Raw genomic sequence first — 14,154 nt, 5'->3', positions numbered from 1 at the left:
ATGCCCACTGCATCGCTGGCCGAACCCGGCATCCGCATCGGCCTTGCCGAGCTGATCGACATGCGCCACCGCGTGCGCGAAATCCAGCTGTTTTCCCGGCCCGGCCAGCGCAGCCCGCTGGTGGGCTTGCACCACTCCAAGCTGCGCGGGCGCGGCGTGGACTTCGACCAGGTGCGCGTCTACCAGGCTGGCGACGATGTGCGCAACATCGACTGGCGGGTTACCGCGCGTACCCAGGAGCCGCATACCAAGCTGTTCCACGAAGAGCGCGAACGGCCCATCTTCATTCTTGTCGAGCAGAGCCAACGGCTGTTCTTCGGCTCGGGGCTGATGTTCAAGTCGGTGCTGGCCGCCCAGGCTGCAGCGCTGTTCGGCTGGGCCGCGCTGGGCCATAACGACCGCATTGGCGGGTTGGTGTTCGGCGACAACGAGCACCACGAAATCAAGCCCCGGCGCAGCAAACAGAGCCTGCTGCAACTGCTCAACCGCCTGGCCAAGGTCAACCAGGCGCTGCACACCGAGGCCACGCCCGGTGCCGACAGCCTCGGCCTGGCCCTGCGCCGCGCCCGCGAAGTGCTGCGCCCCGGCAGCCTGGCCATCGTGATCTGCGATGAGCGCTCGCTCACCGCACAGGTGGAGCAGCACCTGGCCATGCTCTCGCGCCATTGCGACCTGCTGTTGATGCCGGTGTCCGACCCGCTCGACCATGCCCTGCCCGCCGCCGGCCTGCTGCGCTTCGCCCAGCGCAGCGCGCAGCTGGAGCTCGACACCCTGGACGCCAACCTGCGCCAGGCCTACCGCCAGCAGGCCGAAGCGCGTATCGAGCGCTGGGAGCTGATGGCGCAAAAGCTGCGCGTGCTGCTGATGCCACTGAGCACCCAAAGCGACATGATCGAGCAGCTGCGCGAATACCTGAACGCCCAGCGGCCACGGAGCGCGTCATGAAGAGCAGCGGCCAATGAACCCGCTTGATCAACTGCAGCCGCTGATCGCCCCCGCGCCGATCGGCCTTTGGCCACCGGCACCCGGCTGGTGGCTGCTGTTGGCCGTACTGCCGCTGCTGGCCTGGGGCCTGTGGCGGCTGCGCCACTGGCGCCCGGGCAAACGCCGCATCGTGCGTGCCGAACAACCCTTGGACCCGGTGCGCGTGGAAGCGCTGGCAGAACTGGCGCGCCTGCCGCGCCCCTACGACGGCGCCCCGGCCGGGGCGTGGCTGCAACAGATCAACGCCCTGCTCAAGCGCTTGTGCCGCAGCCACTACCCAGGCGCCAACAGCCATACCCTCAACGGCCGCCAGTGGCTGGCGTTTCTCGACAACCGCTGCCCGGCCGCCGGCCTGACCCGCTGGATGGTACTGGTAGAGGGCGCCTACAAACCCGAGTGCAAGCTCGACGACAAGGCCATCGCCGGGCTCAGCCAAGCCGTCGAAACCTGGATTCGCAAGCATGTTTGAACTGGCCTGGCCGTGGGTCTTCGCCCTGTTGCCGCTGCCGTGGCTGGCGCGCCTGGTGCTGCCGGCAGCCGACAGCGGCGAACCGGTGCTCAAGGTGGGCTTCCTCGACGAACTGGAAGGCCTGGCCGGGCGCCGCGCGCGGCTCAACCTGCCAACCTGGCGCCAGCAGGCGCCCTTCGTCGTCATCTGGCTGTTGCTGCTGTGCGCCGCCGCCCGCCCGCAATGGCTGGGCGAGCCAGTGCCAGTGGCTGCCAGCGGCCGCGACCTGCTGGTGGCGGTGGATGTGTCCGGGTCGATGGACTTCCCCGACATGCAGTGGCAGAACGAAGAAATCAGCCGCCTCGACCTGGTCAAGGCGCTGCTCGGCGACTTCCTGCAGGACCGCGAAGGCGACCGCGTGGGCCTGATCCTGTTCGGCAGCCAGGCCTACCTGCAGGCCCCGCTCACCTTCGACCGGCGCACGGTGCGTACCTTCCTCGACGAGGCGCAGATCGGCATCGCCGGCAAGAACACCGCCATCGGAGACGCCATTGGCCTGGCGGTCAAGCGCCTGCGTCAACGCCCGGCACAAAGCCGGGTGCTGGTGCTGATCACCGACGGTGCCAACAACGGCGGGCAGATCCACCCGCTGACCGCCGCCCGCCTGGCCGCCCAGGAAGGCGTGCGCATCTACACCATCGGCATCGGCGCCAACCCCGAAGCCAGCGGCACCCCTGGCCTGCTCGGCCTGAACCCGAGCCTGGACCTGGACGAAGCCTCGCTCAAGGAAATTGCCGACATCACCCACGGTACCTACTTCCGCGCCCATGACGGCGCCGAACTGGACGCCATCGGCGACACCCTTGACCAGCTCGAACCGGTGGCCCAGCAACCGACCCAGGCGCGCACGGCCAAGGCCCTGTATGCCTGGCCTCTGGCCCTTGCCCTGCTGCTGAGCGTGCTGCTGGTGCTGGCCGTGCAATGGCCGGACAACCTGCTGCACCGCCTGCTGCGCAAGCCGCGCTTCCTGCAACCGCACCCGGAATGGCGCCAGCGCCTGAAGCGCCTGCGCCTGAGGAGGCGGCGATGATCGAACTGTGGCCCGAATGGTTGCGCCCGCTCTGGCTGCTGGCCGTACCCCTGCTCGCCTGGCTGCTGTACAAACTGTGGCACCGGCGCAAGCGCGCCGGGCGCTGGCAGATGATTCTGCCGCCGGCGTTCCATGGCGTCCTGCTCGGCGGTGGCAGCGGCAGCACCAGCAAGCTGCCGTGGGTGGCGCTGGGCCTGGCCTGGGTGCTGGTGATCCTGGCGCTGCTCGGGCCCAGTTGGCAGCGCGTGGAAGAAAGCCGCCAGCGCCCGGCCGACCCGCTGGTGATCCTGCTCGAACTGACCCCGCAGATGCTCGCCGAGGACAGCCCGCCCAACCGCCTGGAGCAGGCGCGGCGCAAGATCCTCGACCTGCTGGAGCACCGCCGCGACAGCCAGACCGCGCTGGTGGTCTACGCTGGCTCCGCACACACCCTGATGCCGCTGTCCGATGACTTGGCCACCAGCCGCAACCTGCTCGAGGCGGTCGACCCATCGATCATGCCCAAGCCCGGCCAGCGCGCCGACCTGGCCGTGCAAAAAGGCCTCGCCCTGCTTGCCCAGAGCGGCCTGGGCCAGGGCCGCCTGCTGCTGATCGGCTCGTCGCTCAGCGCCCCGGAGCGCGAAGGCATCGCCCAGGCCCTCGGCCGCCAGGGCCCGAGCCTGCTGATGCTGGGCATCGGCAGCAGCGAAGGCGCACCGGTGCGCCAGGCCAATGGCGAATACCTGAAGGACGACCAGGGCGGCATCCTGTTGCCACGCCTGGACAGCGCCAGCCTCAAGGGCTTCATCAACGGCACCGGCGGGCGCTACCGGCATGCTCGCATCGACGACCTCGACCTGCGAGGCCTGGGCCTGTTCGACAGCCCGCGCACCGGGCGCAATGATGGCCAGACCCTGCAACTGGACAGCTGGGCCGACCAGGGGTACTGGCTGCTGCTGCCGCTGTTGCTGCTGGCCGCCTGTGCCGGCCGACGCGGCTGGCTGTTCTGCCTGCCGCTGCTGCTGGCCCTGCCCCAGCCCAGCCAGGCCTTCGAGTTCAACGACCTGTGGCTGCGCCCCGACCAGCAAGGCCAGCGCCTGCTGGAGCAGAACCGCCCGGCCAGTGCCGCGCGCCATTTCCAGGACCCGCAATGGCGCGGCATGGCCCTGTACCAGGCCGGCGACTATGCCGGCGCTGCCGAAGCCTTTTCCCAAGGCGACACCGCCGCCGCACACTACAATCGAGGCAATGCCCTGGCCCGCGGCGGTGAGCTGGAAGCTGCGCTGGACGCCTACGAACAAGCCCTGGAACGCCAGCCCGACCTGCAAGCGGCGCTGGACAACCAGGCACTGGTGCAGCAACTGCTGCAACAGCGCGAGGCCACTGCCGAGGAACAACCGGCCAGCAGCGATACCCAAGGCACGCCCGGCAGCGAAACCGAAGGCAACAGCAGCTCGGCCAGCAGCCCGGCCCAGGGCACGCCCGGCAACGACGAACAGGCCAGCGCCGAACAGCCCGGCGAAGGCAGCAGCAACAGCCAGGTAACGCCCGGCAACCAAGCGGGCGCGGACGACAGCGTCACCCAGCCGCCGCAGCGCCCGGTATCGACCAGCCTTGATACCGAACAGCGCCAGGCCCTGGAACAATGGCTGCGGGAGATCCCCGACAACCCCGCGGAGCTGCTGCGGCGCAAATTCTGGTATGAACAGCAATTGCATCAGGAAACCTCACGATGAGTCGCTTCGGCGTCTTTCTCCTCTGTCTGCTGTGGGCCGTGCTGGCCCAGGCCGAACCGTTGCTGCGTGCCAGCGTCGACCGTACCCGCCTGGAAGCCGGCGAAAGCCTGGAACTGACCCTGGAAAGCCAGGACGTCACCCAGTTCGGCAAGCCCGACCTGCGCGCGCTGGAGGGTGACTTCGAAGTGCGCGGCACGCGCCAGCTGAACAGCCTGCACAGCCTCGACGGCGAAACCCGCGCCAGTACCCGCTGGATCATCACCCTGCTGCCGCGGCGCAGCGGCAGCCTGCGCATCCCCGAACTGCAACTGGGCCAGTCGCACAGCCAGGCCATCGAACTGCAAGTGCTGCAGGCCGATGCCAGCCGCCAGGACAGTGCCTCACAGGTGTTCATCGAAGCCACGCTCGACAGCAGCGAGGTCTACGTCCAGGCCCAGGCCGTGCTCACCCTGCGCATCTACCATTCAGTGGCACTGTACGACGACAGCAGCCTCAGCCCGCTGCAACTGGAAAACGCCAAGGTCGAACCGCTGGGTGAATCGCGCACCTATGAAAAGGAAATCAACGGCGTCCGCCACGGCGTGATCGAAACCCGCTATGCCGTGTATGCCCAGCAAAGCGGCACCCTCGACATCCCACCGTTGACTTTCACCGCCACCGCCGCCGCCAGCCAGGACGAGGCCCCGCAAGCCAACGGCACGGCCCGGGCCGGCCACCAGGTGCAGGTCAGTTCGTTGCCATTGCGCCTGGCCGTACGGCCGATTCCGGCGGCCTGGCCTGCTGGCGTGCCCTGGCTACCGGCCCGCAGCCTGACACTTGAAGAGCACTGGAACCCCGACCCTGGCAACCAGCAGGTGCAGATTGGCGACTCGCTGACCCGCAACATCACCCTGCGTGCCGAAGGCTTGTCCAGCACCCAGCTGCCACCGCTGCCAGCCACCGAAATCACCGGCCTGCGCCGGTACCCCGACCAGCCATTGCTGCGCAACGAAATCAGCGAACGAGGGATGATTGCCAACCGCGAAGAGCGCGAAGCCTTGGTGCCGACCCACAGCGGCGCGCTGGCCCTGCCGGCGCTGGAAGTGGCCTGGTGGAATACCCGAGAAGACCACCTGGAGCACAGCAGCCTGCCGGCGCGCACGCTGAATGTGCAGGACAACCCGGCGCTGAGCGCCGACACCCCGGTCGGCGACAACAGCAGTGCCAGCAGCTTGCTGTGGCCCTGGCAGCTGGCCACCCTGGTGTTCGCCCTCACCACCGTGCTGGGCTTTGCCCTGTGGTGGCGCGCCCGCTCGCAGCCAGCGGTGCTGCGTGCCGCGCAGGCCGGGCCGAGCCCGCGCACCTTGCTGGATGATCTCAAGCGCGCGTGCCAGGCCAACGACCCACAGGCAACCCGCCAGGCGCTGGACGCCTGGGCCCGCCAGCAGCCGGAGACCCTGGCCGAGATGGCGGCGCGGTTCGTGCCGTTGTCGGATGCACTGGATGGGTTGAACGGGGCGCTGTATAGCGAGAGCGGGCAGTATTGGCAGGGTGAAGATTTGTGGCGGGCGATCGGTACGATTCCCCCGGCTGAGCAGGTATTGCTGCCGACCGGCGAGAACGGCAGCCTGCCGCCGCTATATCCCAAGTAAGTGGTTGCCTGTGCGGGCCTCTTCGCGGGCATGCCCGCTCCCACAATGACCGCGCCGGCCTGTAGGAGCAGCCTTGTGCTGCTAAGAGGCCATGACTGCCACAGACAGTCTTTTGTCATACCGGCCTCTTCGCAGCACAAGGCTGCTCCTACAGTCATTGGCTGCTTACACGCCCACTGTGGGAGTGGGCGTGCCCGCGAACACCGGCGCAGCCGGTGCCACCGTAAGATATTTCTGAACCTGCAACCCAATGCTTCAGGATCAACCCGCTTAGGAATTATCCTACGCGCGCTGCCGAACTATCGCTGTTGTCGGGGAAACACCTCACAGATAACGTTTCCGGGTCGCTTCGGTGACCGGGTGTGAGAACCCGACGATAAGCAAATTTCCGCCAGCTTTCATGGCGGCCGCGCGCGGGCAGACTTCGGTCTGGCCGAGTTTTCCTTTGCTTCCTCGGTTTCTCACCCCGCGTACGGCTGCCACCTAAACCCGTGAGAAGGTTGCGGTGGTGGCATTCTCTGATCAAGCAAAGGGTTTGAATCATGAAAAAGATCGTCCCCGATCCACCCGTAAAACTAACGGCCCGCCCCTTCTACACCATCAACCAGGACACCCCCTCGGTTGACGCCCTGATCCACACCCTCCAGCTGATGGCCGGCATCGAAGACTCGCTGGACGAATACATCTGCGCCAATGCCGGCGAGCCCGGCATCAACATGCTGGTCAACGCGGTGCATCACGTACAGATGACCAAGGCCCTGGCCGAGTTGCTGTTGCACCGGCAAACCGGGGATATCACCTGGCACTGACTACACAGCCCCAAGACATGCGCGGCCCCTGTAGGAGCGGCCTTGTGTCGCGAAAGGGGCGCAAAGCGCCCCCACGATCTCCGCTCCACCACAAAATCGCCGGGGCCGCCTTGCGGCCCTTTCGCGACACAAGGCCGCTCCTACAGAGACCGTGGTGGGAAAGAGGGCTTCATCAACCTGTGAGCAACTGTTTAACTGGCTGACGGCTCAGATGAACCGCTGCCCCTCGAACGGGCTCCAGCCCTGTTGTCCTTTGGTCTGCTTCAGGTAGTAGGCACGGTTGGTCAGGAAGCTGTACAGAAACGCAAACGCCATGCTGATGCCGTTATCCACCGGGCGCGGGATTTCGCTACCCGTCGCGATCTCGTAGTAGCTCAGAAGAACGCCGATGGCGATCATGATGGCCAGCATGACCAGGTTCTTCTTCCACAGTCCCAGCACGAACCAGTAGATCGGGCCGAAGAAAAAGGCGATGAAGTTGTTGTTGATCAGCAGCTTCTTACCAAATGGCAAGGCGCGGAAAGCGGCTTTGTAGGGCTCGGAGGTGGGTGCGCCGTACTGATCGAAGAAAGCGAAACGCTCCCGCCATTTTGGCTTGAGGTTATCTGGGGTTGATTGGGTTTGTGGGATGCCTTCCATTGGTGACTCCTGTGATCGTCGTCCGTGAGTGTCGAATAGCCATGATCATGGCCGGCTCGGAGGGTAAATCAGCATGCCTTTGAGGGCAAGCTTGATACCTCCCGCAAAGCGAGAGCCAAGTCACAGAACGCTCAAGGCTTCCAGATCGGCGCGATCAGAAATTCGTTGTTCACCAATTGATGTCGGTCAGGCGACCCAGCGGGTGGTCGTAGTGCAGGTGTACGCGGGTGCCGCCGGTGGCGCTGATGTCGGTCAGCGTACCGTCAGGCGTGCGGGTGAAATGCAGGAAGTGACCGAGAACGTTCTCGATGCGTTGCAGCGGCACTTCGCTGTTGGTGCCTGGCACTTCGCCGAAGTAGAAGAACAGGTTGTCCCGCGTTTGCAGGATGTAGTGGCCGCCCTCGGTGCACACCAGGTACACCTGCTCGTGCGGGTTGCGCTGGCCGTATTTGCCCTAAAAATATTTGGCTCCGCCAGCACTTTGGCAGAGCCAGTCAATTTTAACTGTTAAAGATCACGCCATCAAAGTCGTACAACAAAAAATTTACGCAGAAAATAACTCTCGGGAAAACTCGACGGCACAGGCATCTAATCCTTAAACTGCACCCCGCGCACCAAGCCATTCTCGAAAACAGACTTGACGCGAGCAGTCACCACAATCGTAGGGCTGTCCTCTTCAGCCCTAACGACATCACTAGAAAGCACCGCCTCATTATCCAAAACTATCTTACTGAACCACCTCGGGCCATCTGGCATATAGCTAAGTAACGGCTCACTAACAGATTCTTTAAAGTTAAAGGCCGGTGATTTACCTATAACATTGAATATCTTGTAACCAGTATAGGAAGCCTCACCTATCAGTAGATCCGCATCCACAAACTGAACACCAGAAATACTTTCTCTCCTCATTAGTTCGTAGAGCCGCGGCGAAATCAAATTGGGCCCGTCACTGAAAAAAAATCATAGCTAAGGAGCTTGGAAGTACTGACCCTTTTCGGCCCCTCGAAACAGACTCTTATATCCTTGCTTACAACCACGCACTCTTTGAAAATCCCAGAATCCTCACCAGACAACATCTTTGTCTTCAGCCAATAACTTTCAGGATAGTCATCTGAAATAGAAAGTATAAAATTTTTAGCCACAAGTCGCTCCCCGAACAGAGTTTTTATTCAGCATCGTTTTACCTGCACGCAGACCTTTTCTCTCATCAACCATGACTCCGTGAATAGCCTTCTGGTAGTCCGCTTTGGTCCAGCCATTTTTCTTGCCGTATTCGTGAATAATATCCAGTTTCTTCTCTACAGCCGAATTATATTGCGCGTGAGAGCCACGATGCACCGTTCGCACCGGATGGTTCTCCTTATACTTAGGCAGATAAATAATATTGGACAGCTTATGAATATTCACCTCGCCCGCCTGCCATGTCGCTGATCACCTGGCCATCCAGGTTCAGCTGGTGCAGGTGCCCGCTGCCGTAGTACAGGTGGTTGACCTTGCGGCCATCCGGCAGGGTCAGCGTAGTCAGGTTGCCGAGCGGATCGTACTCGTAGCCGAGCGTGCCGTCGGGGGTGATTTCTTTGGTCAGCCGCCCCAGCAGGTCGTAGGTGTACTCTGGCTTCTACTCAGTCACCCCGAGCTGTATGTTATTCCATCCAACTATAAACGATTCATATAGAAAATCACGCACAAGTAAATTATCAGCTTTCAGTTACCCAATAGCACTGAACCTGACCAGCAATTTATTGCTTTCAATCTTGCGCACCAATACCTCTGAGACAATAGGGTCGATCCAGATCACACCTGCCACAAAGAAAAGGTCCAGCGAACCAGTCTTTGCCTCATCAATACACATCTTCTTTACGCCTCGGACCTTGTAATCAGCCGCCAGCTCACCGGCCTTAATCTTACTCATAACCAAAGACTTACCAGAGTACTCCGATAGCCCGTAGTCAAAGCATGCGCACCTGTCATTAGCGTGAATAAAATAATACTTTTTGACCGTTGGCTTTCCATTAGAGTGCTTTACATCTGCGGGGGAAAACTGCAGGTTAGTATTTAGCCCCCCAAGAACATCCTTAAACTCCTGGGATACAAAAAAAGCACCGGAAGTTGTCAAGAAAAAATCAGACCCAAGAGCGCGAACCTTTTTATCCAAAACCACAGAAACCGACACACCAATCAAGGAGAGACTCATCCCTATCTGATAATAATCAGATAGAGGTGGGTGGAACACTACATCTCCATCTGTATAGCCACCTTCCACTACTTCATGACACATTGAATAATAGTTCATTTTTCCTCCTAGCATGTCGAGCGGGTGCCTTTTGGCCTAGGATCTCTACTTTGTAATCGAATAGTATCTGACCCGAGACTCATACGCATACTACGCTCAACAGCTCCAATTTTTCTGAGCAACTCTTTATCAGAGGCTGCTGCTATATTACCAATTTTTTGCTCCGCTATCATCAAGCGGCTTCGCGCAGTATCATAATATGACCCCAAGTGCCCGCCACTGTGCAATGGCTTACCTGAGGCTAATGACTCAGCCGAAGTCGTAGGTAACGGCGAACCATTACTTGCGCCATTCGGATTATATAACCCCCGCTTCATAGCCTCTTGAATTAGACTAGATTTATTGACAACGTTAGTGGGAATGAGATGGTGTGCGGCATACCCTGGCGGGACCGTGTTTCCGGCTTTGGCCATGGCTGCAGCAAGAAGCTTACTAGGCGAAAGACCAGCAGGATCCAACCAAGATATAGGGTTCGGAGCATATGCATATAGATTATCCCCACCTAAAATCCCCGACGGGTCTTGTGCGATAAACCGTCCTACTTCAGGCTCATAAAATCTAAACAGATTATAATGAAAGCCTGTTTCATCATCGAAATATTGACCTTGGAACCGTAGATTCTGGTCAACATTATTAACTATAAATTTGTCAGTCCACCCCCAGCACCGATATGAGACTTGCCAGACTATTTCGCCATTACTATCCGTCAGTTCCAGCGGCAACCCCATATGGTCAGTATGGAAGTAATAGACCTTCTGCTCTTCCCCTTCCAGTTGATCGACCCGTGCCAACGGTGCATAGCTACCCGGCTCGTACAGGTACAAGATGTTTTGCCCCGGCGTTTCTTCGCGCAGCATCCGCAAGCCTTGCCAGAGGAAGCGCTTCTGTTCGACATTGCCGTTGATTTCCGCCTGCTTGGCTATTCGCCGCCCCAAGCTGTCGTAACGGTAGTGCCCGGTACTCTCCAACTTGCCGTTGACCAGCGTCTCCGCCCACACCAACCGATTCTCGCAGTCATAGCTAAAGTTCTGCAGCTTGCTATGCCCCGAGCGCTTCTCGATCAGGTTGCCCCACGGGTCGTAGCGGTACTCCTGGTCCCGCCAGTGTGTGATGCGGTTGTCCCTGGACTTGGCAAATTGCCGGGCATTGAAATCCAGGCGGTTGCCCGCAGGGTCGTAACGAAACTCTTCGCTGCCAACCAGCGAGCCCGTATCGCGGCTGCGCAACTGGCCGTTCGCTTCGTACTCGTACTTGATCTCGCCACGCAGCTTGTCGAGCGTACGCACCAGTTCACCTGCCGGGTCGTATTGGTAACGGCGGTGAATCGGGTTGTACGCATGCTCCACCAGCAATTTGGTATTGATACCGGTGTTGTGCACCTGCGAGAGCTTGTCGGCGGGCAGCATCGAGGCGTATTGCCACGCCTTGCGCCCCATCGCGTCATAACCGAAACAACTGGTGAGCTTGCCCTGGGTCCGGTAAACCTCGCGGTGCAGGTCATCACGCTCCATGTCGCTGATCACCTGACCGTCCAGGTTCAGTTGGTGCAGATACCCACTGCCGTAGTACAGGTGGTTAACCTTGCGGCCATCCGGCAGGGTCAGCGTAGTCAGATTGCCGAGCGGGTCGTATTCGTAGCCGAGCGTGCCGTCGGAGGTGATTTCTTTGATCAGCCGGCCCAGCAAATCGTAGGTGTACTCCAGCTTTTCTTCGCTGATCCCTAGCTGCTTGCCGATTCCGGTCGGCTGCCGCTCGATGCTCAGCAACCGGTCGCTGTCGTCGTACGCGAAGGTCTGGCTCGCATCGCGGTTGATCTTGGCGACCAACCGGCCAATGCTGTCACGCTCGAACAGCATATGCCGCTCCGGCCGCTCGGCATTTTCGCCATAGCCAATCTCATCCAGCCGGGTCAGATGGCCGCCGAGGTTGTAGCTGAAACGCCGGGTCAGGTTATCCACCCGCACTTCTTCAGTCAGCCGGTCCGAGGCGTCATAGGCAAAGCGGTACGTGGCGTTGTTCTCGTTCACCAACCCGGTCAGGCGCCAGGCCTTGTCGTACTCGTAACGAACCACACCTCCTTTCGGGTCCTGGCGGTTACTCGGCAAACCACGGGAAGTGCGTAGCAGGCGGGTGATCTGGCCTTTGCCATCGGTGTGGTCGAGCACCTGACCAAGGTCGTTGTAGGTGAAAGTTTCCGCCGTGCCGTCGGGATGGCTGATGCGCAGCACCTCACCGTCGGGCTTGCGCTCCAGCGTGGTGGTCTGGTTCAGCGCATCGGTTACCGCGACGAGGTGCTGGCGTTCGTCGTAGCGGTACCAGGTGTTCTTGCCCGAACAATCCTGGTAACGCTCGAGCTGGGCCAGCGTGTTCCACCACAGGTACTTGGACTTGTAGGTCGCGTCGATGATGGTGTGCGGCAGGCCGTCGTCGCTGTTCAGGTATTCGGTCATTTGACCCAGGGCATCGAATTCGGCGAGCAGGTTGCCCTTTTCGTCGTAGCGCGCACGCCAGGTGCTGCCATCCGGGTAACTGACCTGGGTCACCAGCGTGGTCAGGTGGTGATATTCGTAGGTGGTCTTGCGGCCCAGCGGGTCGGTCTCTTCGAGCAGACGGGAGAATTCGTCGTACTTGAATTGCAGGCGGTTACCGTCCGCCAAGGTCAGGTCGACCATGTTGCCATTGTCGTCCAGCTCGGTGGCGTAGCGTTCGCCGCCGTAGTCGCGGCTGGCGATCACCCGGTGGTCGGGGTTGTACTGCACTTCCAATTCACGGCCGAGCACATCGGTGGCCCAGCTGGTGCGGGCGTCGAGGTCGTAGCGGAAGTGGAAGCGTTCGCCATCGGTGGTCCAGTGCTCGACCACGCGCGGCTGGCCGCCGAGGGTTTCCCAACGGTAATGGCAGCCCAGGCCCAGCGCGTTGCTGTGGGTTACCATCAGGCCTTCGGCGTAGCTGAAACTGCGCACGGTGTGGCCGTTGCGGTTGATCACCGCGCTCAGCTGGCCGTGTTCATCGTAGCGGTACTGGGTGAGCGTTTCGACCGCCTGGTCGTTCACCACGCGCTTGATGTCGGTCAGGCGGCCCAGCGGGTGGTCGTAGTGCAGGTGCACGCGGGTACCGCCGGTGGCGCTGATGTCGGTCAGCGTACCGTCAGGCGTGCGGGTGAAATGCAGGAAGTGACCGAGAACGTTCTCGATGCGTTGCAGCGGCACTTCGGTGTTGGTGTCTGGCACTTCGCCGAAGTAGAAGAACAGGTTGTCCCGCGTTTGCAGGATGTAGTGGCCGCCCTCGGTGCACACCAGGTACACCTGTTCGTGCGGGTTGTAGATGCGCTGGCCCGGTTGCAGGGTCACGAACGGAACTTTGCGGCCCTGGTTGTCGGTGAGGTAAATGAATGAGCCCCGCCGACGCAGGCTTTGCTCCCAGGGCAGCATCCAGCCGCGCCCGAGCACGCTGTCGACGGTAAGGTCGCTGGCGTAGAAACGTGACCACTCGATCGGCATCAAGCCCGGGAGGCTGAAGTCAATTTCATCGGGGATCAGTTTGCGACCGGTGGTGAGGTCGACCGGGTTGCCAACCAGTCCACCCAACACCCTGCGTGCCACAGGTTCGACCATGTAGCGGGCGGCCACTTCGCCAGCAATGAAGCCGGCCGTGAATTTCAGGGCGCAAGGTAGGGCGGCCTTCATACCGGCCTGGGTACCCATCTTGAGCACATTCGCAAGGCCACTGGCTGCGCCAGCAATCGCCATCAGCACATCCACGGTGGTGCGCAGCCACTCCGGCACTTCGTCATCCACTGGCAGGTAGCGGTAAGTGCCACCGCCAATGAAGACGTTGTTCGAACCCCCGGAAATGGTCGCGCCGCAGGTCAGCTTGTCGCCCTTGCGCGCCGCCGCGACGCCATTGATGAAGACATTGGTCGAGCCTTCGGCGATCTGCACCGGGCCGGGGTGCTTGTCGCAGGCACCGATGCTTTTCTCGACGCGGGCGGCCTTGCGGCTATTTATGAAGACGTTGGGCGAGGCCGTCAGTATCGTCCCTGAGGGGGATGAGAACAGACTGCCCAGTGCCTCGCCGGCAGCGGTCAGCAAGCTGCCCCCGAGACCTGCCGCGATGCCGGCCAGCAAAGCCACGCCTAACCCGCAGGTGAAGGTGGCGATGGCCACCGTGGCCACCAGTGCGATACCCAGGGCAGCGCCCAGCAGGAAGCCGCCCAATGCGCCGGTGTGTGAAATCTCGTCGCCAAACCTGGCCGCTTCGAACATGAGGGGTTACTCCTGTTCGGCCAAGTTGTGCAACGCGAATGAACGACAAGACTGAAGCAGCGAGCGCTCGGTCAGATCCTTGATCATTGTTGCGTCCTTGAGGCTTGAAACCCAAGGACGCTAGGAAAACGCCGTTAGGCCGTCAATGAACAAGGCGTTCAGTGCGCGGACCTGCTTGTAGGAAAGCACTTACCCGCCAGGAGCGACTGCCTTGCCGCATAGGCTTGGGTTACCATACCGCCCTTGCGCAACACCCATCACCCAAGCCAAGCCCCCGCTT

At 61.3% G+C, this 14,154-nt stretch carries 11 protein-coding genes and 2 pseudogenes; 6 read left to right on the top strand and 7 right to left on the bottom strand.

What is annotated here, in order from left to right; translation table 11 throughout:
* The 6 genes from M1D87_RS07950 to M1D87_RS07925 all read left to right on the top strand — a co-directional run bounded on the left by M1D87_RS07950 (nucleotide 1) and on the right by M1D87_RS07925 (nucleotide 6,677).
* Nucleotides 1–945, top strand: a complete 945-nt coding sequence (locus M1D87_RS07950) for a DUF58 domain-containing protein (RefSeq protein ID WP_013971643.1) — start codon at nucleotides 1–3, stop codon at nucleotides 943–945.
* A gap of 13 nt (nucleotides 946–958) precedes the next feature.
* Nucleotides 959–1,453, top strand: coding sequence for a DUF4381 domain-containing protein (locus M1D87_RS07945; protein WP_061302897.1), 495 nt, complete (start codon nucleotides 959–961; stop codon nucleotides 1,451–1,453).
* Nucleotides 1,446–2,522 carry a vWA domain-containing protein gene (locus M1D87_RS07940; protein ID WP_015269460.1) on the top strand — a complete coding sequence of 359 codons (1,077 nt, stop codon included), beginning with the start codon at nucleotides 1,446–1,448 and terminating at the stop codon, nucleotides 2,520–2,522. Before M1D87_RS07945 ends, M1D87_RS07940 begins: the two co-directional genes overlap by 8 nt.
* Nucleotides 2,519–4,237, top strand: a complete 1,719-nt coding sequence (locus M1D87_RS07935) for a tetratricopeptide repeat protein (protein WP_421091700.1) — start codon at nucleotides 2,519–2,521, stop codon at nucleotides 4,235–4,237. The genes M1D87_RS07940 and M1D87_RS07935 overlap by 4 nt, the downstream gene beginning before the upstream one ends.
* Complete coding sequence (locus M1D87_RS07930; protein ID WP_015269458.1) at nucleotides 4,234–5,868, top strand: BatD family protein; 1,635 nt, start codon at nucleotides 4,234–4,236, stop codon at nucleotides 5,866–5,868. Before M1D87_RS07935 ends, M1D87_RS07930 begins: the two co-directional genes overlap by 4 nt.
* 542 nt (nucleotides 5,869–6,410) lie before the next feature.
* Complete coding sequence (locus M1D87_RS07925) at nucleotides 6,411–6,677, top strand: hypothetical protein (RefSeq protein WP_123084813.1); 267 nt, start codon at nucleotides 6,411–6,413, stop codon at nucleotides 6,675–6,677.
* A 207-nt stretch (nucleotides 6,678–6,884) separates the two neighbouring features.
* Here M1D87_RS07925 and M1D87_RS07920 read toward each other — a convergent pair whose 3' ends face one another.
* From M1D87_RS07920 to M1D87_RS07890, 7 genes and pseudogenes are all read right to left on the bottom strand, one after another.
* A complete protein-coding gene (locus M1D87_RS07920; protein WP_123084812.1) occupies nucleotides 6,885–7,316 on the bottom strand; it encodes a DUF2628 domain-containing protein in 432 nt (143 codons plus the stop codon).
* A gap of 178 nt (nucleotides 7,317–7,494) precedes the next feature.
* Nucleotides 7,495–7,761, bottom strand: a pseudogene (locus tag M1D87_RS07915) (hypothetical protein); the annotation flags it as partial.
* A gap of 143 nt (nucleotides 7,762–7,904) precedes the next feature.
* Nucleotides 7,905–8,192, bottom strand: a complete 288-nt coding sequence (locus M1D87_RS07910) for a hypothetical protein (RefSeq protein WP_259677088.1) — start codon at nucleotides 8,190–8,192, stop codon at nucleotides 7,905–7,907.
* A gap of 258 nt (nucleotides 8,193–8,450) precedes the next feature.
* A complete protein-coding gene (locus M1D87_RS07905; RefSeq protein ID WP_123084811.1) occupies nucleotides 8,451–8,723 on the bottom strand; it encodes an AHH domain-containing protein in 273 nt (90 codons plus the stop codon).
* A gap of 13 nt (nucleotides 8,724–8,736) precedes the next feature.
* A pseudogene (locus tag M1D87_RS07900) lies at nucleotides 8,737–8,934 on the bottom strand (hypothetical protein); the annotation flags it as partial.
* 90 nt (nucleotides 8,935–9,024) lie between these two features.
* Nucleotides 9,025–9,609: an imm11 family protein gene (locus M1D87_RS07895; protein WP_148043858.1), complete on the bottom strand. Its 585-nt coding sequence runs from the start codon at nucleotides 9,607–9,609 to the stop codon at nucleotides 9,025–9,027.
* Between the two features lie 8 nt (nucleotides 9,610–9,617).
* Nucleotides 9,618–13,874 carry an RHS repeat-associated core domain-containing protein gene (locus tag M1D87_RS07890; protein ID WP_421091701.1) on the bottom strand — a complete coding sequence of 1,419 codons (4,257 nt, stop codon included), beginning with the start codon at nucleotides 13,872–13,874 and terminating at the stop codon, nucleotides 9,618–9,620.
* Between the last annotated feature and the right edge of the window lie 280 nt (nucleotides 13,875–14,154).

The sequence above is a fragment of the Pseudomonas sp. SA233 genome (genome assembly GCF_054792385.1).
The sequence above is the reverse complement of the archived record's forward strand: the minus strand, read 5'-3'. Positions and strand labels throughout refer to the sequence as shown.